The sequence below is a fragment of the Brevibacterium sp. MGP-B1 genome (assembly GCF_057766545.1).
In genome coordinates this window covers 4,171,455-4,190,839 of sequence record NZ_CM173407.1, presented here as the reverse complement: position 1 = coordinate 4,190,839, position 19,385 = coordinate 4,171,455, and the positions used below count along the sequence as shown (strand labels likewise).

At 64.1% G+C, this 19,385-nt stretch carries 19 protein-coding genes; 9 read left to right on the top strand and 10 right to left on the bottom strand.

The features are described 5' to 3' along the window. Window positions 1–23 precede the first annotated feature (23 nt). The 4 genes from AC3CD9_RS18970 to AC3CD9_RS18955 all read right to left on the bottom strand — a co-directional run bounded on the left by AC3CD9_RS18970 (window position 24) and on the right by AC3CD9_RS18955 (window position 3,345). Entirely contained in the window at window positions 24–1,337 is a 1,314-nt protein-coding gene (locus AC3CD9_RS18970; protein ID WP_488365554.1) for an FAD-dependent oxidoreductase, read from the bottom strand. Window positions 1,338–1,399: 62 nt separating this feature from the next. Next, window positions 1,400–1,744, bottom strand: coding sequence for a cupin domain-containing protein (locus AC3CD9_RS18965; protein WP_488365553.1), 345 nt, complete (start codon window positions 1,742–1,744; stop codon window positions 1,400–1,402). Beyond that, window positions 1,741–2,031 carry a DUF4287 domain-containing protein gene (locus tag AC3CD9_RS18960; RefSeq protein WP_488367585.1) on the bottom strand — a complete coding sequence of 97 codons (291 nt, stop codon included), beginning with the start codon at window positions 2,029–2,031 and terminating at the stop codon, window positions 1,741–1,743. Before AC3CD9_RS18960 ends, AC3CD9_RS18965 begins: the two co-directional genes overlap by 4 nt. Before the next feature lie 189 nt (window positions 2,032–2,220). Continuing rightward, window positions 2,221–3,345, bottom strand: a complete 1,125-nt coding sequence (locus AC3CD9_RS18955; RefSeq protein WP_488365552.1) for a pyridoxamine 5'-phosphate oxidase family protein — start codon at window positions 3,343–3,345, stop codon at window positions 2,221–2,223. Window positions 3,346–3,632: 287 nt separating this feature from the next. On the opposite strand from AC3CD9_RS18955, the gene AC3CD9_RS18950 reads away from it, so the two are divergent. From AC3CD9_RS18950 to AC3CD9_RS18940, 3 genes are all read left to right on the top strand, one after another. After that, window positions 3,633–3,962: a rhodanese-like domain-containing protein gene (locus tag AC3CD9_RS18950; protein ID WP_488365551.1), complete on the top strand. Its 330-nt coding sequence runs from the start codon at window positions 3,633–3,635 to the stop codon at window positions 3,960–3,962. A gap of 46 nt (window positions 3,963–4,008) precedes the next feature. Further along, window positions 4,009–4,392 carry a hypothetical protein gene (locus AC3CD9_RS18945; RefSeq protein ID WP_488365550.1) on the top strand — a complete coding sequence of 128 codons (384 nt, stop codon included), beginning with the start codon at window positions 4,009–4,011 and terminating at the stop codon, window positions 4,390–4,392. A gap of 91 nt (window positions 4,393–4,483) precedes the next feature. After that, window positions 4,484–5,251 (top strand): hypothetical protein, encoded by a 768-nt coding sequence (locus AC3CD9_RS18940; protein ID WP_488365549.1) that lies wholly within the window; start codon window positions 4,484–4,486, stop codon window positions 5,249–5,251. Between the two features lie 2 nt (window positions 5,252–5,253). Here AC3CD9_RS18940 and AC3CD9_RS18935 read toward each other — a convergent pair whose 3' ends face one another. After that, complete coding sequence (locus AC3CD9_RS18935; protein WP_488365548.1) at window positions 5,254–6,918, bottom strand: MFS transporter; 1,665 nt, start codon at window positions 6,916–6,918, stop codon at window positions 5,254–5,256. After that, on the bottom strand, window positions 6,918–7,934 hold the full coding sequence (gene glsA / locus AC3CD9_RS18930; RefSeq protein ID WP_488365547.1) for a glutaminase A: 1,017 nt from the start codon (window positions 7,932–7,934) through the stop codon (window positions 6,918–6,920). Before glsA ends, AC3CD9_RS18935 begins: the two co-directional genes overlap by 1 nt. Window positions 7,935–8,181: 247 nt before the next feature. On the opposite strand from glsA, the gene AC3CD9_RS18925 reads away from it, so the two are divergent. The 3 genes from AC3CD9_RS18925 (at window position 8,182) to AC3CD9_RS18915 (ending at window position 11,172) form a co-directional block, all read left to right on the top strand. Next, on the top strand, window positions 8,182–8,478 hold the full coding sequence (locus AC3CD9_RS18925; RefSeq protein WP_488365546.1) for a hypothetical protein: 297 nt from the start codon (window positions 8,182–8,184) through the stop codon (window positions 8,476–8,478). A gap of 119 nt (window positions 8,479–8,597) precedes the next feature. Continuing rightward, window positions 8,598–10,238: a phosphoglucomutase (alpha-D-glucose-1,6-bisphosphate-dependent) gene (gene pgm, locus AC3CD9_RS18920; RefSeq protein ID WP_488365545.1), complete on the top strand. Its 1,641-nt coding sequence runs from the start codon at window positions 8,598–8,600 to the stop codon at window positions 10,236–10,238. 463 nt (window positions 10,239–10,701) lie between these two features. After that, window positions 10,702–11,172, top strand: coding sequence for a hypothetical protein (locus AC3CD9_RS18915; protein WP_488365544.1), 471 nt, complete (start codon window positions 10,702–10,704; stop codon window positions 11,170–11,172). A gap of 207 nt (window positions 11,173–11,379) precedes the next feature. On the opposite strand, the gene AC3CD9_RS18910 is transcribed toward AC3CD9_RS18915, so the two are convergent. Beyond that, window positions 11,380–12,420: an LCP family protein gene (locus AC3CD9_RS18910; RefSeq protein ID WP_488365543.1), complete on the bottom strand. Its 1,041-nt coding sequence runs from the start codon at window positions 12,418–12,420 to the stop codon at window positions 11,380–11,382. A gap of 323 nt (window positions 12,421–12,743) precedes the next feature. Here AC3CD9_RS18910 and AC3CD9_RS18905 point away from each other — a divergent pair, with 323 nt between their 5' ends. The 3 genes from AC3CD9_RS18905 (at window position 12,744) to AC3CD9_RS18895 (ending at window position 15,184) form a co-directional block, all read left to right on the top strand. Further along, window positions 12,744–13,985, top strand: coding sequence for an MFS transporter (locus AC3CD9_RS18905; RefSeq protein WP_488365542.1), 1,242 nt, complete (start codon window positions 12,744–12,746; stop codon window positions 13,983–13,985). A 417-nt stretch (window positions 13,986–14,402) separates the two neighbouring features. Next, a complete protein-coding gene (locus AC3CD9_RS18900) occupies window positions 14,403–14,615 on the top strand; it encodes a helix-turn-helix transcriptional regulator (RefSeq protein ID WP_488365541.1) in 213 nt (70 codons plus the stop codon). Next, entirely contained in the window at window positions 14,612–15,184 is a 573-nt protein-coding gene (locus AC3CD9_RS18895) for a hypothetical protein (RefSeq protein ID WP_488365540.1), read from the top strand. Before AC3CD9_RS18900 ends, AC3CD9_RS18895 begins: the two co-directional genes overlap by 4 nt. A 250-nt stretch (window positions 15,185–15,434) precedes the next feature. On the opposite strand, the gene dld is transcribed toward AC3CD9_RS18895, so the two are convergent. The 3 genes from dld to AC3CD9_RS18880 form a co-directional block, all read right to left on the bottom strand. Continuing rightward, the gene (dld, locus tag AC3CD9_RS18890) at window positions 15,435–17,141 is read right to left on the bottom strand and encodes a D-lactate dehydrogenase (RefSeq protein ID WP_488365539.1); all 1,707 of its coding nucleotides are present in this window, start codon (window positions 17,139–17,141) and stop codon (window positions 15,435–15,437) included. 136 nt (window positions 17,142–17,277) lie between these two features. After that, window positions 17,278–18,636 carry an MFS transporter gene (locus AC3CD9_RS18885; protein ID WP_488365538.1) on the bottom strand — a complete coding sequence of 453 codons (1,359 nt, stop codon included), beginning with the start codon at window positions 18,634–18,636 and terminating at the stop codon, window positions 17,278–17,280. Between the two features lie 8 nt (window positions 18,637–18,644). Further along, entirely contained in the window at window positions 18,645–19,316 is a 672-nt protein-coding gene (locus AC3CD9_RS18880) for a GntR family transcriptional regulator (RefSeq protein WP_167193705.1), read from the bottom strand. Between the last annotated feature and the right edge of the window lie 69 nt (window positions 19,317–19,385).

Here is a 19,385-nt window from a genome sequence, read left to right as displayed (position 1 = left end):
TACGGGATGAGACTAGCGCAGACTCACAGTCGGCTGTGAGCCTTGAAGTCGAAGTCGGGGTCCGCGATCTGGGCTCTCGTCGGAATATTGTTACCACCGAGTACCCGTCGGGCGGCCGCCTGCATCGGCGGCCAGTTGAACGTCTCGACGCCGATGAGCGCCGACTCCGGGTCGGATCCGTCGAAGTGGAAGACCTGGAACTTCGCTCCGCTGGGGTCGTGTCGGGTGATCGTGTCGTCGGCGTCGGGGCTCGTCAGGCCCGCTGTGAACACCTTCTCCGGGCCTTGGAAGCTCCAATGCCAGGGGACGTCGGACCAGACTTTGGGACCGTCTTCCGATCCTGCACCTGAAGCGGATTCGGGGTCGCTCACACCATCGATCGAACCCGTTTTCTGCCCTTCACTGAGGAGCTCAGCGAGGAATCTTCCGTGGCTTTCGGCCACCGGTTCACAGGCCCATGGGTGGTCGAGTGCATAGGGTCCGGCGGTGACGATGGCACAGTCACCGGCGGCGAAGACACCCGGATGGGATGTTGCCAAACTCTCATCCACATCCCACGCATGAGCGGGGCGGTGGCCGTCGATCGGGATCAGCCGAGGGCGGGCTCCGACGCTAGTGATGAATAGATCGTGAACATCGGCCGGGATGTCGTCCGGGCTCGCGGTGTGGGTGACGAACTCGACTCCGGCGGCCTTGTGCTTGTCGAATAGAGCCTGCCGCACGGGAGCGGAGAGCTGCTTGCGCAGGGGTTCGCCCCCGCGCAGGTAGACCGTGGCGCGGTGTCCGGCCGCCACCGCCGAGGTGGCCACTTCCATTCCGAGATAACCGGAGCCCAGCACCCCGACGTTGAGGGCCTCTGTCGCGTCGTTCACACGCTCGAGGATCCATTCGGCGTCGCCGAGGTCATACACCGGCAGGGCGTCCGGGTAGGCGGGGACTTCGGGGCGGTTCGCCTCCATCCCGGTGGCGAGGATGCAGTGGGTGAAGTCGATAAACTCCCCTGAGGCCAGTTGGATGGTGCCGGCGGTGGCGTGGTGGTTCGCCAGCGGATGGGGGTGTCGCTGGGTCTCGGCGGTGTAGCGGGACTCCGCGGCCGCCTCGGCGAGGGAGATCTCTTCTGCCCGGTCACGGACGAAGGTGATGTGCTCGGTCGATTCGAGGTGATACGGCAGGTGGTGGCGGGAGCCATCGAAGAGATGCTTCGACAGCGGCGGCCGCTCACACGTTTCGCCGGCCTGGGGGTCGATGACGGTGACGGCCTGACCGCGCGCGTTCAGCTCCCGCGCCGCGGTCGTGCCGGCCAGTCCCGCGCCGATGATGACGATCCGCTTGCTCATGTCTCCATGCTATGCCTCGCCGAGGCGGCCGGGTGGGAGGTGCGGGTGTGAAGCCGACCTGATCAGCCCTCGGTGACGAAATCCTGGATGATTTCGGGTGAGGCATGGACGCACACCATTTTGAGATTCTCGGCACCGATGTTGCGGAAACGATGGACCGTTTCGGCTCCGACGGTAACGACGGCGCCAGCCTCGGCAGTGACGGTTTCGCCATCTGCGTCGATGCGCACCTGCCCCGACAGGACGATCCATGTCTCTGTGTAGGGATGCCAGTGCAGATCGGGGCCCTTTCCCGGTCCGGTGTCGACCCAGAAGAACGAGACGTCGGCACCGTGCTCGGCACCGATGAACTTGGCCGTCGGCGATCCGGGCAGCAGCAGGTCGGAGCGCTGCATGACGGTGATCATGCCGGTCTGCTCGCTTTGCCGTCGAGCCAGAGCATGTCTGATTCATCGTTGTGTGTGCCGCCGGTGCCGACGTGTTTGGCGTCGATCTGCGGGCCCTTCTTGATGACGTGGACGAGGGCCATGCCGTGCCCGCGACCAAGTCCATAGTCGATTTTGAGCCACTCGAGGATGGCTCCGGCCTTGACCGAGTCGTCGTCGAACCCCTTGCCCTTGGCCAGGTCGATGAACTGGCGAGGAGTGAGTCCGGTCTTGTCTTCGATGGTGTCGAGGTAGGCCTGGAACGACATGGTGGGTCCCTTCAGCAGAACATGATGCCGGGTGATCTTGCGCGACATCGCGCGGCCCCGCACCGGGCCCGCCTGAAAGAGAGCATAGTCTCTTCGGCGGGCCCGCTCCACAGTTACGTGAGTGGCTGATCCAATAAACCGTACAGGCACCCCGGCTGCTCGCCCCATGCGTTCAGATGACTCACCTGCTCAGAGCTCCGTGGTCTGCGTGCCGCCGGACGGGCGGTCTCCGGTGATCTTGGACTTGACCATGCGGAACAGGCCCCATGCCTTGCCACCGGGCAGGCCCCAGTGCTGTGCGGAGTGTGTGACGACCTTGATGAGTCCGAGGTTCGGGTCCCGGCGGTCATCGAACCACGCCTTGGCGGAGTCCGACCACAGTTCATCGACCTTGGCCTTGTCGTCGACGAACTTCACGCGCCCGGCCACCGACAGCCAGTTGCCCGCCTCAGCGAGGCTGATATTGACCTCGGGGTTCGTCTGCAGCGCCTTCGCCTGGTCGCCGTCGAGGGCGAGGAAGAACCAGACGTCGGCATCCTCGGTGACCTCCTGGGGTGCCATAGGGTGAGCGAGGATCTTGCCGTCGGCGAGCGCGGTCGCGAGCATGACAGAATCACCGCCGCGCAGGATCTTGACGACGTCGGCCTGGTCGAGCTCGTCTGTCGCCGCCTCTCCTGCGGGCTTCTGCCCATCACCCGCGGCGGATACCTGGCCGGCTTCCGTGTCGTCGGTGGCGGACTCATGGTCACTGGCCGAAGAATTCCTGGCGGAGGTGCTGCCGGTGGCGGAAGCGGCGGCGGCCGTGCTCGCGGCGCCACCTTCCGTCGTGCTGCCGACCGCGTTGCCCATCCCTGGCGCGCTGTAGATGTCTCCGGGCTCGGACGTGGTGCCGACCGAAGCACCCATACCTGGAGCGACGGAGGCCCCGGAGTTCCTGTGCGGGTCATCACCGGCACCGGTCGTGCTTCCGACTGCGGCGCCGGCACCCGGTGCCGTGCTGGAGGGAGCACCGCCGGCAGCTGTGCTGCTTGCGACTCCGGAATCTTTGGAGCCGGAGCTCGGGGTCACCTCGGCGGCCTTCGATTCGTCGATCGCCGTGTGCGAGCCATCGGGATTGCGGTGCAGAGTCACACCTTCTTCCGCTGCGGTGTTCTGGGCACGTTCCTCAACGTTCTTCTCGGTGTATCCGACTTCGGCGTGAGATTCCATGTCCGAGGTGCCGCCCAGCGGCTCCGTCGCTTCGTCCAGTGTTGATGCGATGTCACGGGCCTTCTCCTCGGCCGGCGACTCGTCGCTCTTGTCTCTGTTGTTCATGACCATTTCCCTTCGCAGACGGTTCCTGGCGCTGCAGTCCCTGGCGCGGGCCGTGACTCGTACTGGCGGGCCGTGGTCGGCTGCCGCGTCAACGACTACACGGTCATTTTCACACGGCTCTCCTGTCGGCAACAGCCCCCTTGGGACCACGCACTCGGCTTCGGATGACGGAGCCGTTCGGACTACGCGCGCGGCTGCGGTCACCGGCGCACACGATCACCGGCGTGTGCAGATACAGACCCATCAGCCGGGTGCGAGCACCCGACGTGCGTGCCTACACTGAAGACATGGATGAAGAAACGACCGTCACCGTCAACGACATACCCGAAGGGGCCGCCATCATCGACGTCCGTGAGGATGACGAATGGGACGCCGGGCACATCGAAGGAGCGATCCATGTACCGCTGGGCGAACTGCCCACACGCCTGGACGACCTCCCTCTCGATGACGACATGTATGTCATCTGCCGCACCGGCGGACGCTCGAACCGAGCCGTGGCCTGGCTCAACCAGAACGGCTTCGACGCTTTCAACGTCGACGGCGGCATGGGTTCGTGGAACCTGGACAACGGCAAGTCCATCGTCTCCGAGACCGGCGAAGAGCCCTGGGTGAAGTGAGGTTTCTGGCTAGCTGAGATAGCCCGCCTGAATACGGCCGCCCACAATGGAACGTATCGATGTCTCCGACTGGACTGTAGTAGCCGAGGAAGCCATGGGTGCGGATCCCAAGGTCTGGATCACGCCAGACATCGGTTCGGCTTCACCAGGAACCCCTGAGGTGGCATGGCTGTTCAAGAGCGTGAAGACAGGAAGGCTTCACGACGGCAGGACTTACCGTCGTCACGACGATGTTGCCGAGGCTGTCGTCCACGAAATTGCCCAGCTACTGCGTGTCCCGACAGCACCTGTCCGTTTGGCCACTCGCAATGGCGTTCCAGGAATCATCTCGCGCAATGTGATTCGCGCTGACCACACTATCCGTTCCGGAGACTTGGTCTTGCTCGGCATCGAAGGCTACGTGTCGTGCGCCGGCGAACGAACAAAGTAGCTGATATCTGTCACGATATAGATGCCGTGTCAGATGCTCGCGCTACATTGATGACTGCGATAGTAGAAGAGAACAGACGAAGGATTCTCCAATGCGCCCTACCGAACTGATTGCGGAGGCACACTCTCCGCACAGCAGTGCGTTCGCGCGCAGACTTCTCGTCACTCAGAAACTGCCACCGAGGAACCTCTACGAGTCAACCGGCATTCTGTCGTTGCTTCACGATTCCTCTTTTCATTTTTCTTACCTCAGCTCCTTTGTCCGGAAACCTTTCTTCCGCGAACTGCCCGGATTGCCGAAGTGCGAAGGCGGCGTCAATTCAGCACACCTGTTTCCGTTCTTTGCTGAGCGAGTCATATCGTCTGAACGCCCAGACCGGTTCCGAGCGCTGTCGTACTTGAATCTCGAAGAGTCTGCCGACCCCTTTGAGATCCTCGCTCGTTCGGGAGGAAGCCGGATCAACGATCACCTCGAACTGCTGCCGTTCCCTTCTCCAGTTGGAAGTGGCTGGCACTCGGTCACCTTCTTCGTACATGGTGTCCGGCACCTTGACGCGACGAGTCGCAATGCTCTCGACAGGTTGTATCCTGACGTCTCCCTGGAACTGGATCGTGAACCGTCCAACCCGGAGTCCGAATTGGCTCTCAGAGTCAGTCACAACGGCACTCCGCTGGGATACGTTCCGCATCCACTTCTCAACTTCGTCTTTTCTGCAGTGGCAACCGACAACTATGCGTTGACTGTCGTCCGACGGAATTCAGCGGATGCAGGCTTTCACCAGCGACTGTTGGTCAAACTGGATTATCGGCCAAGCAGAGGGGATGTACCTTTTTTCGGGGTTGATCTCGAAGAGTTCTGACCTCAGTTCTTTGAAGGCTCCGTACCCGAACCGGAGGCAGCACCCGCCTCGGCGGGGTCGGGGATCTCATCGGGTCGGTACTTCGGCAGGCGGGAGGCCGGCACTGCTGCGATCAGGCTGATGCCGGCGAGGATGAGGAAGCCGAGCTTGAGCGTGCGCAGTCGCTGCTGAGAATTCAGCTCGACGGCGTGCTCGACCTGCTCCGGTGTCGCCGTCGTCCCCGCGAGGACGTCCCGCAGTTCGTCGTTGCTCACGAAGTTCGCATTGTCGAGGTCGACCTGCTCGACGAGTTCCGGAGGCAGGTCGGGATGGTCATCGGCGGCCGATGCCAGACCGGCCGAAAGCACCGTGACCAGCAACGCTCCCATCACCGCCGTGCCGACGGCCGACGCAAGATTCTGCGCGGTGCCCCGAATCGAACCGACATCACCGGCCAGATGCTTCGGCGCGGCAGTGACCAACACATTGAACACCAGCGTCACCAGCGCACCCTGCCCGATGCCGAAGACGATGAGGCCGAGAATCGTCGGCAGAGTCTCCCAGTTGTTCGTCACGACGAACGCCAGCCAGACGAGTGCCGCCGTCGTCAATCCGAAGGAGAAGAGCGCAATGGTGCGAGGAGAGTAGCGCTTGTAGAAGCGGACGATGAGAGTCGCAGTGACGAAGACCGTGAGGTTGAACGGCAGCATCGCCAACGAGGTGTCGAAAGGGGTGCGCCCCTGCACGACCTGAATGTAGGTGGGCACGGTGAAGTTCACCGCCGCCTCCATGGCCACGATGACGAACATCGCATAGACCGCTGCCCGTTCGCTGGGACGCCCGAGCACGCTGATGTCGACGAGCGGCACCTTGCCTGCCGCCTTCCGCCGCTTCGTCCAGACGAAGAACAGCTGCCCGAGGACGATGCCGACGACGATGAACACCGGCGCCGGTGACAGCCCGGCGATCGAGAACGGTGCCCCATCCTCGGCGCGGATGATCCCCCAGCCATTGAGGTTGTTGAACCCCAACGTCAGCAGCACGACCGCAGCACCGATGAGCGCCGAGGCGACGAGGTCGATCCGAATCGAAGCATCGCCTTTGTCCGACTTCAGGGTGAACGTCAACGCGAAGACGATGACGGCCAGTCCCAGAGTGATGAAGAAGATCGGCCGCCACCCCACCAGCGTGCCCAGGGTGCCGCCGATGAGGAAGGCGCTCATACCGGAGAAAGCGCGCGCCGAACCGAGGGATCCGACCGCTGCTGCCTGCTGTGCGCCGCGATAGTTCTCCGCGATGAGCGCGACCAGGGCGGGCACGATGATCGCTGCGGCGGCCCCGGCGAGGAGCTGACCGGTGATGACCCAAGCGACGGTGCGAGAGAAGATCATGAGCAGCGAGGATGCCGCGAAGACGACGAGGACGACGCGGAAGATGAGCACCCACCCGATGCGCTGCCCCAGCTTCGCGCCGGTCATCACGAACGCGGCGACGGCAAGGCCGTAGACGACGATCGTCGACGAGGCGACCGTGGGCGGCACGCCGAAGTCCTCGACCATTCCGCCGAGCGAGATCGGCAGTGCGGCGACGTTGAACGACATGAGGACCTGGGCGAGGAAGAGCCCGATCATCGGCGCCCAGGACCGGCGCTCCTCGGCGACGTCGTTCGGTGTGGTCTCAGCGCTCATCATTGTCCTTTCCGTGTGCGTTCGACGGCCGCGTTCGATGCGAAGAGATTCATGCCCAGCACCCGGGAGATATGGAAGCACGCGCGTTGACCGCGCACGCTGTTGCCCGCGGAGTCCAACCTCGGCGAAAAGGTGCCCAGAGCGCCCTTGCCGGGCGCGATGGCGACGATGCCTCCGGAGACACCGGATTTGGCAGGCAGTCCGATCTCGAAGAGCCATTCGCCGCTGTTCTCATACATTCCGCACGAGGCGAGCAGCGCGAGCGTGTCACGGGCCACCTCGGCGGAGACGACCTGCCGACCGGTCAGCGGATTGATCCCACCGTCCGCGAGGGTCGCACCCATCACCGCGAGGTCATGCGCAGTGACCAGCAGCGAGCACTGCCGGGTGTAGATGTCGACGGTGTCGAGCGGATCCGTGATGATCCGCCCGTAGCTCTCGAGCAGACGAGCCAGGGCCTTGTTGCGCTGATTCGTCTTCATCTCCGATTCGTACACCCGACCGTCGAGGCGCAGCGGCCGCCCGGCGAAGCGGGAGAGCCCGGAGCGGATGCTCTCCCATTTCTCCGCCGAGGTGGCCCCGGGCATGAGTGCGGTCGTGGCGATGGCGCCGGCGTTGACCATCGAGTTCAACGGTTTGCCGTCGTTGAGTTCGATCGCCATCACCGAGTTGAAAGCGAGTCCCGTGTTGTTGACGCCGACGCGTTCGTGGACGAGTTCCGAGCTGCGGGCCTGACAGACGAGCGCGAAGACGAAGGCCTTGGAAATGGATTGGATGGAGAACTCGATATCGACGTCTCCGGCTTCGTGCACGGTCCCAGCCGATTCGATGAGGCTGAGTCCGAACCATCGGGGATCCGCCTCGCCGAGGATCGGGATGTAGTCGGCGATCTCACCGTCGTCGAGTCCGCCGTAGCGTGCGTGGATGTCGGCCAGGGTCGCGTCGATGAAGCGGTCGGCAGGCAGGTCCCCGGTGAAAGCTCGCTGTCTGACCGTTTCCTGGTCGGGCCCGATCATCTTTGGTCCTCGTCCCAATCTTTGGGGGTTGCCGTGGGACGGGCCGCTCGGAGCCTGTCCGCGGAATGATTTCACTGTATCTCAGGGCGCTCACCTTGCACAGGTCCCTGACCGTCAGTTTGAACCCCCTTGCCCGCATGCCACGATGGGTCTACCGTCGGCACCATGGATCACTGAGGCACATCTGGTGATCTCCATTCCTCCGCCGAACGGCGAGAGCGTGTTCAACTCCGAAAGGAGCGAAGTCATGAGTGACGAGAAGAAGAACCTGCCGGAGAACTCAGCAGAAGAACAGACCGAAGACGAGCAGAACATCGCGAGCACTGCTGTCGGAGTCGGCGCGGATACCGACGCCGAAGGCAGTTCCAAGACTCCCGAAGAGAGGCTTGAGCGAATCGCGGCTGAGCACGATGTTCCGATCGATCGGGATCCCGAAGACGCCCAGGCCAAAGCCGAGGGGTCCTCCTCCCCAGACAAAGACCGAGATATCAGCGGTGGAGACACGAAGGAAGAGGAAGACGACTCCGTGGAGCCGCCTGACTGAGACGTCAGCCGGGCGAGCGAGGCCGCTAATACTCGCGCCGAGGAGCCGTCGAAGTCCACGATGCAAGAACTCCGTGGACACAACTGTGCGCAACCGCTGTCATTTGGTTAGGTAGAAGAATGACAACACGCGCCGGCCAGTTGGCCCAGGACAAGGATCTCGTTGACATCCCTGCCCTTCTCGACTCCTATCACGACTTGGTTCCCGACCCCTCGGTGCCTTCGCAAGCAGTGAGCTTCGGGACCTCCGGCCACCGCGGTTCGAGCTTCAACCGCTCCTTCAACGAGGCGCACATCGCGGCCATCACCGCGGCGATCGTCGACTTCCGCCGAGACAAAGGCATCCGTGGGCCGATCTTCCTCGGCCGTGACACTCACGCACTGAGTGAGCCCGCCTTCCTCACCGTCCTCGAGGTGCTCGCCGCAGCCGAGGTCCCGGCGCTCATCGACGAACGCGACGGCTTCACCCCGACCCCTGCCGTCTCCCACGCGATCCTCGGCTTCAATGCCGGGAAGTCGCGCGAGGATGCGCAGGCAGACGGCATCATCGTCACTCCCAGCCACAATCCGCCCGCCGACGGCGGCATCAAGTACAACCCGCCGCACGGCGGGCCCGCCGGAACCGAGACGACGACATGGATCGCCGAACGCGCGAACCAGTATCTGGCCGAGGGGTGGGAGAAGATCCCGCGCACCCCATTCCAGCGGGCGTTCCACCTGGAGAACACCGAGAACTTCGACTACGTCTCTAACTATGTCGACGACCTAGAGTCGGTCATCGACCTCGACGTCATTCGCAGCTCCGGGCTGAAGATCGGCGCCGATCCGCTCGGCGGAGCCAGCGTCGACTACTGGGCGGCGATCGCAGAGGACTACGACCTCTACCTCGACGTCGTCCATCCGGACGTCGACCCCACCTGGTCGTTCATGACACTGGATTGGGACGAGAACATCCGCATGGACTGCTCCTCCCCCTATGCGATGGCCGGCCTCATCGCCTCACGCAACGACTTCGACATCGCCACCGGCAACGACGCCGATGCCGATCGTCACGGCATCGTCACTCCCGATGCCGGCCTGATGAATCCGAATCACTATCTGGCAGCGGCCATCGATTACCTGCTCGACTCCCGCACCGACTGGCCGAAGGGCGCCGCGATCGGCAAGACTCTGGTCACCTCGTCGATCGTCGATCGCATCGTCGCCGCGCATAATCGCACCCTCTTCGAGGTGCCCGTCGGCTTCAAATGGTTCGTTCCCGGCCTGCTCGATTCGACGTTGGCCTTCGGCGGCGAGGAATCGGCCGGCGCATCGTTCCTGCGGAGGGACGGCAAGGTGTGGTCGACGGACAAGGACGGCATCATCCTCGCCCTGCTCGCTGCCGAGATGACAGCGAAGACCGGGCAGTCTCCCTCGCAGCGCTACGCAGGGCTGGCTGCGAATCACGGCACCAGCTCCTACGCGCGTCAGGATGCTCCGGCGACGTGCGCACAGAAGGAACGGCTGGGGTCCCTGGACGCCTCCCAGGTGAGTGCAAAGACCGTCGGCGGTGAACCCGTGAAGGAGGTGCTCACCTCGGCGTCGGGCAACAACGCGCCCATCGGCGGGCTCAAGGTCACCACGGACAACGCATGGTTCGCCGTGCGACCGTCGGGCACGGAGGACGTCTACAAGATCTACGCCGAATCGCTGCGCGATGAGAACCATCTGCTCCAGGTCCAGCACGATGCCCGCACTCTCGTCGACGGAGTGCTGGAGTAAGCCCACGGCTAGTCCGCGTTCACATGCGGGCCGGTGCGGGTGCAGCCGTTGATCGCAGCTTCACGCCCCTGCGCGGACTTCTGTTTGATCCCGCGCGGACTTGTGTTCATTTTGTAAGCCCCCAGCGGGTCACGATCGGATATCGCCGCACAGTCGGAATTGTCGTAGAACGCGTTCCCCGGCGGTTTCCAGACAGAACGCGCGGACGTGCCGTCAGCTTACTGTTCTGCCAGGTCGTACAGGCGGGAAATATTGCCGTTTGCCTGGAATTCACCACCGTTTGAAAACGCCTGTCGCAAGACTGCAATATTCCTGACTTCACGCTGTGACCGGTTCTAAGTCGACTCTCAGCGACCGTTGTCGCGTCTTCAGCCCTGGTCGAAATACTGATCCCCGTCAATGACATGCCGCCTAATAGCGACAAACACGTCGCAGCGGACAACACGACGAAAGGATCGACACAATGAAGTCCACCATTCGCAACCGCGCAGCAGCCCTGGGAATCGCCACCGTCGCCGGACTCGCCGGCCTCGGACTCGCAACAGGACCAGCCATGGCCGCCGACTCCGGCGCAGCCAACTCATCGGCTCAGTCGGCCGCCACAGACGTCGACACGCAGTCCATCTACTATCCGATCGAAGCCGGCAAGTATGCAGATGAACTCGTCATCGCCTGGGGCCAGGACAACACCGAACGCGTCGAAGCGTTTGCCAGCGACGAAGTCACGAAGAAGCTGGCAGACCACGGCAATGAAGACGGGACTCATTGGAGGAACTCCGGGGCAGAAGGCGCCGCAGGAACAACGTACATCACCTACCGGAATACAGAGACAGGCGAGAAGATGACGCTCGGTGTCTCCAACCAAGCCATCGGCGACCAGGACGAATGGGGTGCAGCACCCCACGCTGTGTACAGGGTCGACTTCGACGGCTGAAGCTGAAGCTCCGGCCCGGCAGATCACGTGCCGATACGAGCGACCGATGAGAGTCGCTATCACCCCAGATGCGCTGAGCCCCGCTCCAGGAAATTCCTGGAGCGGGGCTCGGGGTGTGTGACTCACCGGAGCTGGGCCGCCACGTTTGCGGCTGCGGTGAGCCGCCTCGGCGAGGGTAGCCCGGGGACGAGCCGCCTCGGCGAGGTTCTACAAGTGGGCCTCCGGGGCGTTCTGCACGTAGTCGGCCACGGTGTCGTTCTTGAACGCGTCGCGGACCTTCTTCAGCTCATCCTCGTCGACGTTGACGATCGACTGACCGTCCGGGGAGGTGCCGATGCCGGCGACAGGAGCGGTGAAGAACTCGATGTCACCGGGGCGGACGTCGCGCATGTTGAACGCGGTCGAAGAGATGTACTTCGCGTCCAGGCCCGAATCGACGTACATGTACGGCGCGAAGTTCTTGACCATGTCCTGGATCTTCTTCGGGTTCGACAGGGTGTCGGCCGAGATCATCTCGTTCGTCAGCCCGCGGATGAACGCCTGCTGATTGCGCGCACGCTGGAAGTCGCCGTCCTGGAACTGCTTGCGCTCACGCACGAAGGTCAGCGCTTCGTCACCGTTGAGGACGTTCTCGCCCTTGGTGAACGTGTAGCCGTTCTTCTCGAACGCCTGCTCGGAATTCACGGTCACCCCGCCGAGGCTGTCGGTCAGTGCCTTGAATCCCTCGAAATCGATGATCGCCACGTGATCGAGGTCGGTGCCGATGAAGTCCGAGACCGTCGACACCGCCAGCGGCAGACCACCGTAGGACAGGGCCGCGTTGATCTTCGACTTTCCGTGGCCCTCGATGTCGACGTAGGTGTCGCGCGGGATCGACATGATCTGGACGTTGCCGCCGTCCTCGGGCAGGTGCATGACCATGATCGTGTCCGAGCGCAGGCCGCGCGAATCGTTGACGTCGACATCTTTCATCGACTCGTCCGAGCCCAGCAGCAGGATGTTCGTGCCGTCGCCGTCCTTGCCGCCGCCGGACTTGCCGAAGACCTGCTCATCGCTGAGCTGATTCGCGTTCTTGTCGAACGACCGGCCGACGCTCCAGACGTAGAGCCCGATGCCGAGCACGCCGAGGATGACGATGATCAGCAGTGCGACAAGGACCTTGCGCCAGACGCGTTTCTTCTTGCGCGGGCGCTGCTGTTCCTCATTCTGGTGGTCGAAGAGATCGTCGAAGGTGGTGTTGTCCGTCATCGGCACTCCGGGGTTTGAGCGGTCGGCGCCGGGCGCCGGGGTCATTGGGCAATCCCGCTCATTGTATAGCGACCGAGGTGACCCATTTCTCAGCCACGCGACGCACCCCCTACCGCACCGCGGGGACGGACGGGAGGGCAGGGCCGCCTCGGCGAGGTGTTCTGCCTTGTCAGACGCAGTGGTCCCCGGTATCGAGCGGGTGGGCTAGGACTGATACCGGTTCGTTACCCACCGATGACCTCCGACGTTGAGGTGAGGGGACTCACCAGTAATAACGCAGAATTCGTCTGGCTGTCGCTGAGGGCGCTCGGTAGACTTTCCTGGTGTTCAATAACTATCGGGAAATTCTGTCGCTTCCCGGTGCTCTCAAGTTCTCCTTGGCCGGTCTCGTCGCCCGGATGCCCATCGCAGTTCTGGGGCTGGGTATCGTCCTCTTCATCCAGGGCGTGACCGGGTCGTACGGCATGGCGGGCATCGTCTCCGCCGTCTACATGATCGTCCAGGCGCTTGCGGGCCCCGGAATCGCTCGCCTCGTCGACCGCCTCGGCCAGGCGAAGGTCATGGTGCCCATCGTCATCACCCACCTCATCGCGTTGGCGCTGCTCATCGTCTCCGTGTACGAGGAATGGTGGACGGGATTCGTCTTCGTCTTCGCCGGCATCGGCGGCGCCACCGTCGGCTCCGTCGGTTCGCTCGTGCGCTCACGTTGGGCGCATATCGTCGACACCCCGAAGAAGCTGCAGACCGCGTTCTCGTGGGAATCGGTCGCCGATGAGCTGATGTTCGTCTCCGGGCCGGTTCTGGCCACGGTGCTCGCCACCGCTGTGTGGCCGCCGGCCGGAATCATCCTCTCGATGATCACCGTCGGCGTCGGCTCGTTGCTGCTCTACATCCAGAAGTCGACCGAACCCCCACCGGTGGAGCGGACCACCGAGGCGAAGGGCCACGTGTTCTCGAACCCGGGCATCTTCGCGATCATCATCGTCAACATCTTCCTCGGCGTGAACTTCGGTGCCATCGACGTCATCGCCGTCGCCTTCGCCGACGAACTCGGCGTGAAGTCCTCTGCCGGTGTGCTGCTGTCGTGCCTGGCGCTGGGATCGCTCATCTCCGGCGCGCTGTACGGGGCCCGCAACTGGCAGGCCGCCGTCCATCACCGCTTCGGCGTGGCCGTGTCCGCTCTGGCCGTGGGCGCATGCCTGATGCTGCTGGCCAACTCGATGATCACCTACGGCATCATCCTCATCGTCGTCGGATCCGCGATCGCACCGAGCCTCATCGGCGCGAACTCCGTCATCGAGCAGCTCGCTCCCCCGCGCAGGCTCACCGAGGCATTCGCCTGGTTGGGCACCTCGCTGGGCTTCGGCGTCGCCTTCGGATCGGCCGTCGCCGGCAACATCATCGACGCCTTCGATGCGAAGACCGCGATGCTGCTGCCCGCCGGCTGCGCAGTGCTGGGAGCGATCATCGCGCTGTCGCTGCTCAAGCTGCTAAACCCTTCGCGGTCGAGTCACGAAGCCCGGCTGGAGAAGGGCCGGCGGCGCGAGCGAGTTGTGGAGGCTTAGGTCGGCGGCGGGGCGGAAGTCGCGCTGGCGCAAGCACCGTCGCAGGCGCCTCCGCGAGCGCTCGAGCGTCGGCTTCGGCGAGCATCTCGGAGAGCACTGTCTCGCGCGCCTCGGCAAGCATCCGTCACCCTTGGTGTCACGCCCTCGCGCTAGCTTCTCTTCGCACCGCTGGTTGCGCATCCGTCACCCATAGCGCGAAAACACCCCGTTGCGGCGGGGTGTTTTCGCGTTTGTGGGACGTTTATGCGCGGAAGGGATGGCGGCGCGATCGCTCAGCCCAGCACCAGCGGCCCAAACGCGACCCCGCGGGGCCACGGGACGACGGGGCCGCCTCGGCGATGTCAAAGATCATTGACATACTCATGTCAAACATGCTTTACTTTTAGATGTAAAGAGAAGTTGACATCAAGGAACGGTATGGAAGTTCAGACCTCGGACCTCAAGCAGGTTCGCAAGGAGGCGGGGCTGACGCAGGCTCAGTTGGCCCAGCTCACCGGCGTATCGCGGCAGACGATCATCGCGACCGAGCGCGGCGACTACGCCCCCAGCGTCTATCTGGCACTGCGCATCGCCCGAGCCTTGGACACGACAGTCGAAGAGATCTTCTCACTCCAGGAGGAATCGTCATGAACAGCACGAGCGACAAGAAGAAGCACACCAACGAACTCGCCGACCGGATCGCCGGTTTCAATGATCCCTCGATGGGCGACGAACGTGAGCGCGACGTGATCCTGCGCGCCTACACTCTGGGAGCTGTTGTCTCCACGTATGTGTTCTTCGCTCTCGGGCTCATCTTCGCCATCCTCGGCGCCGAAATGTGGAGCGCGCTCATCGTCCTCGGCTCCATGGTCACGAGCGTCGTCATTTCGGCATACTGCGATCGTGAGAATGTGGACTTCTCGATGGCTATGGCCCGCGTCTCGCCCAGGCGGCTGATCATCGGCAACATCGTGGGTGCCGTATTCGCTATCGCCTGGGTCGGCGCAGTCGTCTTCCACATGAGCGAAGGGTACCCGATCATCGATGCCGGGATGGGAGCAACAACGCTCGGGGCCTCAGTAAGCGCGTACAGCATTGTGCTGGGTGCGGCCGTCGGATTCATCGTGACGCTTACCCTGATGACGATCTCGCGTGTTCGCAAGATAAAGCAGGCTCGCGCCGAGGCGGCCGCTGTCGCAGAGATCGAAGACGAGGACTGATTTCGCCGCGTCAGAGGTCGCCAGGTCGGCTGCGGGTACCAGCCTGAGACCGACGACATCAGTCACCGGCGGCGCGTCAGCTCACCGTTAGTCACGCATCCATCACCGTTAGCGGCACGTCACCCCTCTGCAACGGGGTGTTGTGCCGCTAGCGGTGTGGGGCGTTGCGTATGGCCCGGGTCGCTGCGGACTGCGGGATGGGTAATCGACGCTCCACTGTGCTGCAATGCCCCGCCCGGAGGTTCCAGGCTCACGCCCAGTCCTTCTTCGCCGACGTCTCGCCGACTCCGGCGTTGAAGACGTTGTGCGGGTCGAGGTCCTTGAAGTGCGCTTCCATCTCCGGCGGCACGGGGTAGAGTCTGCCAAAGTTGTGCTCGGCGGGCACGGCCGCACCCCGGGCCTCGAGCAGTTCGGTCATCTGCTGCTTCAGCGCCACCGTATCGACGCCCTTCTTCGCCACATGGTCCTGGTGGAAGACGTGGCAGAAGAAATGTCCGTAGTAGGAGCTGATGTGCAGCTGGTCGGCGATCTCGTCGGGCAGCACCTCGAGCCAGTCCTCATCGTCGCGGCGCAACGCCACGTCGAAGGTGATCATGTCCGAGGAGTCCTCACGGTTGAGGTTGAAATACCGAGTCGCCGCACTCGCGGCACCGAAACGATGCAGCATCGCGGACTGAGCCTCATCGGCGCTGCACACGAAATAGTCACCCTGGTGGGCCGCCTCGGCGAAGAAGTCGTCAAGGAACGCACCCATCCGGTTCTTCTCCTCGGCACTGACGACGAGAAGAAGGTGATGCTCGAAGCGGTCGCGGTACTCGAGCATCCGCGTGGGCAGCTGCTGCGGGAGCAGACCGAACGCGTTCTGCGCGATCGTGTCGGCGACGGTCTCGCCGAAGAACGGCAGCTTCGCGAACACGCCGTTGGCCCAGTTCTTCAGCGCGAACAGCTTGATCTGCTCGCGGCTGCCGGCGTGCTTGACCGAGACGAACGTGTCTTTGCCGTACTTCTCGGCGAGGTCGAACGAGGGCCGGCCCATGTATTCGCCCGAGATCGGCAGCGGCATGTCCGAGGTGAGGATCGCCCGTCGCAGCTCTTCGAGCTCGGCCGGAGAATTCGTGCCGACGTAGAACGTGGTCGCTCCTTCTTCCTTCGGGAAGGTGCGGGTGCGCACGGCGAAGACCATGAGCTTCCCGGCCGAACCGGACGCCTCGTACAGGTAGTCGGAGTTCGCGTTGAACCGGGCCGGGGAGTCGACGATCCTGCGGACCTGTTCCCCATACTCGGTCTCCGTCGTGTCCTCCGGGGCGGGCGTGACCCCGGCAGGGTCCCAGTCTCCGCGCTGGAGTTTGTCGAGGATGTGGGCGGGGTCGTCGCCGAGCTCCACGCCGAGGTGGTTGACGAGCTCGAGTCGCCCCTCCTCGTTGACGCGGGCGAAGATCGCGTGCTTCGTGAACGCCGGACCCTTGCGGATCTGGGAGCCGCCGGAGTTGTTGGCGATGCCGCCGATGACGGAGGCGCCGATCGAGGATGAGCCGATGACCGAGTGCGGTTCGCGGTGGAACGGGGCGAGCGCCTCGTCGAGTTCGTAGAGAGTGGATCCGGCCAGGCAGATCGCTTCGCGGGCGTCGTTGATGAGATAGATCTCGTTGATCCGCAGGGTGGAGATGATGACGATCGGACGGTCGTAGTCCTGCGCACCGGGGCCGGAGCCGCCGGTCAGGCCGGTGTTGGCCGACTGCGGAATGACGATGAGGTCATTGTCGACGCAGACCTGCAGTGCCCGCCACATGTCGACGAGGCTGCCCGGTCGCAGCACGGCCAGCACATTGCCGCCGCCGAAGCGGTTGCCCTTGGCGTACGATGCGGTCGCTCGCGCGGAGGTGAGGACGTGGCGCGGGCCCATGATGTCGATGAACGCGTTGACGGCTGGGGACTGGTGATTTGTCTTGCCGGGCATATGGTCGATCCCTATCGGTAGGCGACGGTTGTTCTCATGGTAGGTGTCTCGGTTCGCACCTGCACCCCCTCTCAGAACTACCTGACGGCGGCCCAGCAACCTGGCGCCAGGTTGCTGGGCCGCCGTCAGGTAGCAATTAGGGGTGTTCGGTGGATATGGCGACTGCTGAGAGGCAGACTAGGCAGATGACGGCCACGGCCGCCAAGGACACCGTGTATGACAGTACGGGTAGCAGGGCGGCGAGCACGGTGGGCAGCAGGAACCCGGAGTACGCCAGCGAATAGTAGACCCCGGTGATGCCGGCGAGCTCCTGCGGTGAGGCGATGGCCTGGACGATGATGAGCCCCGAGACCACACAGATTCCGTAGGCGACACCGAGCACGATCGCCACGATGAACGCGAGGATCGGGTCCGCCAGAAGTGCGGCCACCGCCCCGAGCCCCATTCCCACGGTCATCAGCGCCAGTCCGACGACGAGCGCCCGCCCGCCGGTCAGCCGATTGATCCACGGCACGATGTTCTGCACCAGCGCACCGGCTCCGAGCGTGACGACGGTGAGCACCGTGGCATACATCGTCGTCCACTCCCCCAGCTCTCCCTGCACGATCGCCGGCATCACGGCATAGGCGACCCCGGCGGCACCGAACACCCAGGGCGCGGCCGGAACGATCGGTCGCAGGAACGTCCGATGCGCGACGAGCGGAACGCGCAGACCGTGCCACCAATGGCCTGCTGCCCGTTGGTCGCGAGGCATCGATTCCGGCGCGAAGATCACCAGGATCAGTGCGGCGATATTGAGCACTCCGTGCACGGCGTAGGGCACGACTTCGGGCACCGGTCCCCATTGGGCCAGGCACCCGGTGACCGCCGCGCCCATGGCAAACCCCAAAGTCAGCGTCAGTGAAGGACGCCGGGCACCAGCGGTGATTCCGGCCTGGTGATCGAACGGCGGGGCCGAGAGCTCCTTGATCCAGCTCGTGCCCACCGACATCGCCACCCCGACGCCGATCCCCGCGAGCACCCGACCCAGGCAGAGCAGCCAGAACAGATCGAAACCGATCCCGAGCCCGAGACTGCCGGCGATCGCGGCGAGCGATCCGGCGATGAGGACAGGTTTGCGTCCATGCCGATCCGACAGCGCCGAGGCGACCAACAGTCCCGGAATGAGTCCGCCCACGTACATGCCCAGCAGCAGGTTCGCCTGCCAGATGGCGTAGCCTCCGTCCTCTTCATACATGTGGACGAGGGGCGTGAAATGATTGCCGCCCCATGCGAGCAGGAACATCGCCGGGGCCACCATCAGCCACGCCCGCGCCCGCCGTGGCCGTTCCGGCCCACGATCGGGATCCACCTCGCCGAGGTGGGACCGGGCAGGGTTCGGAACCTGCGTTTCGACGTCCGTGGCGGGGGCCGCCTCGGCGCGGGTATTCCTGTCCCCGGTGGGGACTGCCTCGGCGGCGGTGACGGTCGTGGAGGTCGAGGGGTAAGCGGTCATGGTCCTCCTCAGCGGGACTGCGGGAAGTGGGAGCCTTCGATGTGGGCGCGGACTAGTCGGGCGAAGCCTTCTGCGTCGCCCGACTCGGCGCGGTCGGTGAGAGTTTCGTGCTCGGTCAGGAGCGTGTCGAGGGTGTGCGGCGCGTCGATGGCGACCTGGAAGGTCAGGCGGGCCAGGCGCGGGCCCATGGTGGTGAGCATCTCGGTGACGATGGCGTTGTCGCCGCTGCGGATCAGGCGGGCGTGGAAGGCGTAGTCGGCGCTGGCGAAGCCGAGCGGATCGCCTGCGTCAAGGGCCTTCCTCTGCTCGCCGAGCAGGGTGCGCAGATCGGCGGCCAGAGCGGTGAGGTCGCCGCTGTCGGACAGTGTCTCGACGGCGTCGATCTCGAACATCGAGCGCACGGCGAGCAGGTCGCGGCGCTCCTTGCCCGTCACGGTGGTCACGAGCGCGCCCTTCTTGGGGACGAGGCGGACGAGGCGCCAGCGTTCGAGCTGGAGCATCGCTTCCCGGGCGGGGGTGCGACTGGCGTTGTGCGCGGCGGCGAGGTCGGACTCGATCAGGAGGTCGCCGGGTTCGTGTCGGCCTTCGATGATCTCCCGGGCGGTCGCCGCGGCCATCCGAACGGCGATCGGAGCGGAGTCGTCGATGCGCTGCCAGGGCAGTGTCAGCAAATCATTCACGGACCCACGATAACAGATGCATACATTGATGCATGCATCATGTCCTGGCTTAGCCATACCTGGCGGCGG

Coding starts and splice junctions, on each gene's coding strand:
- AC3CD9_RS18970 (WP_488365554.1), bottom strand. CDS start 1,337: ATGAGCAAGCGGATCGTCATCATCGGCGCGGGACTGGCCGGCACGACC.
- AC3CD9_RS18965 (WP_488365553.1), bottom strand. CDS start 1,744: ATGATCACCGTCATGCAGCGCTCCGACCTGCTGCTGCCCGGATCGCCG.
- AC3CD9_RS18960 (WP_488367585.1), bottom strand. CDS start 2,031: ATGTCGTTCCAGGCCTACCTCGACACCATCGAAGACAAGACCGGACTC.
- AC3CD9_RS18955 (WP_488365552.1), bottom strand. CDS start 3,345: ATGAACAACAGAGACAAGAGCGACGAGTCGCCGGCCGAGGAGAAGGCC.
- AC3CD9_RS18950 (WP_488365551.1), top strand. CDS start 3,633: ATGGATGAAGAAACGACCGTCACCGTCAACGACATACCCGAAGGGGCC.
- AC3CD9_RS18945 (WP_488365550.1), top strand. CDS start 4,009: ATGGAACGTATCGATGTCTCCGACTGGACTGTAGTAGCCGAGGAAGCC.
- AC3CD9_RS18940 (WP_488365549.1), top strand. CDS start 4,484: ATGCGCCCTACCGAACTGATTGCGGAGGCACACTCTCCGCACAGCAGT.
- AC3CD9_RS18935 (WP_488365548.1), bottom strand. CDS start 6,918: ATGAGCGCTGAGACCACACCGAACGACGTCGCCGAGGAGCGCCGGTCC.
- glsA (WP_488365547.1), bottom strand. CDS start 7,934: ATGATCGGGCCCGACCAGGAAACGGTCAGACAGCGAGCTTTCACCGGG.
- AC3CD9_RS18925 (WP_488365546.1), top strand. CDS start 8,182: ATGAGTGACGAGAAGAAGAACCTGCCGGAGAACTCAGCAGAAGAACAG.
- pgm (WP_488365545.1), top strand. CDS start 8,598: ATGACAACACGCGCCGGCCAGTTGGCCCAGGACAAGGATCTCGTTGAC.
- AC3CD9_RS18915 (WP_488365544.1), top strand. CDS start 10,702: ATGAAGTCCACCATTCGCAACCGCGCAGCAGCCCTGGGAATCGCCACC.
- AC3CD9_RS18910 (WP_488365543.1), bottom strand. CDS start 12,420: ATGACGGACAACACCACCTTCGACGATCTCTTCGACCACCAGAATGAG.
- AC3CD9_RS18900 (WP_488365541.1), top strand. CDS start 14,403: ATGGAAGTTCAGACCTCGGACCTCAAGCAGGTTCGCAAGGAGGCGGGG.
- AC3CD9_RS18895 (WP_488365540.1), top strand. CDS start 14,612: ATGAACAGCACGAGCGACAAGAAGAAGCACACCAACGAACTCGCCGAC.
- dld (WP_488365539.1), bottom strand. CDS start 17,141: ATGCCCGGCAAGACAAATCACCAGTCCCCAGCCGTCAACGCGTTCATC.
- AC3CD9_RS18885 (WP_488365538.1), bottom strand. CDS start 18,636: ATGACCGCTTACCCCTCGACCTCCACGACCGTCACCGCCGCCGAGGCA.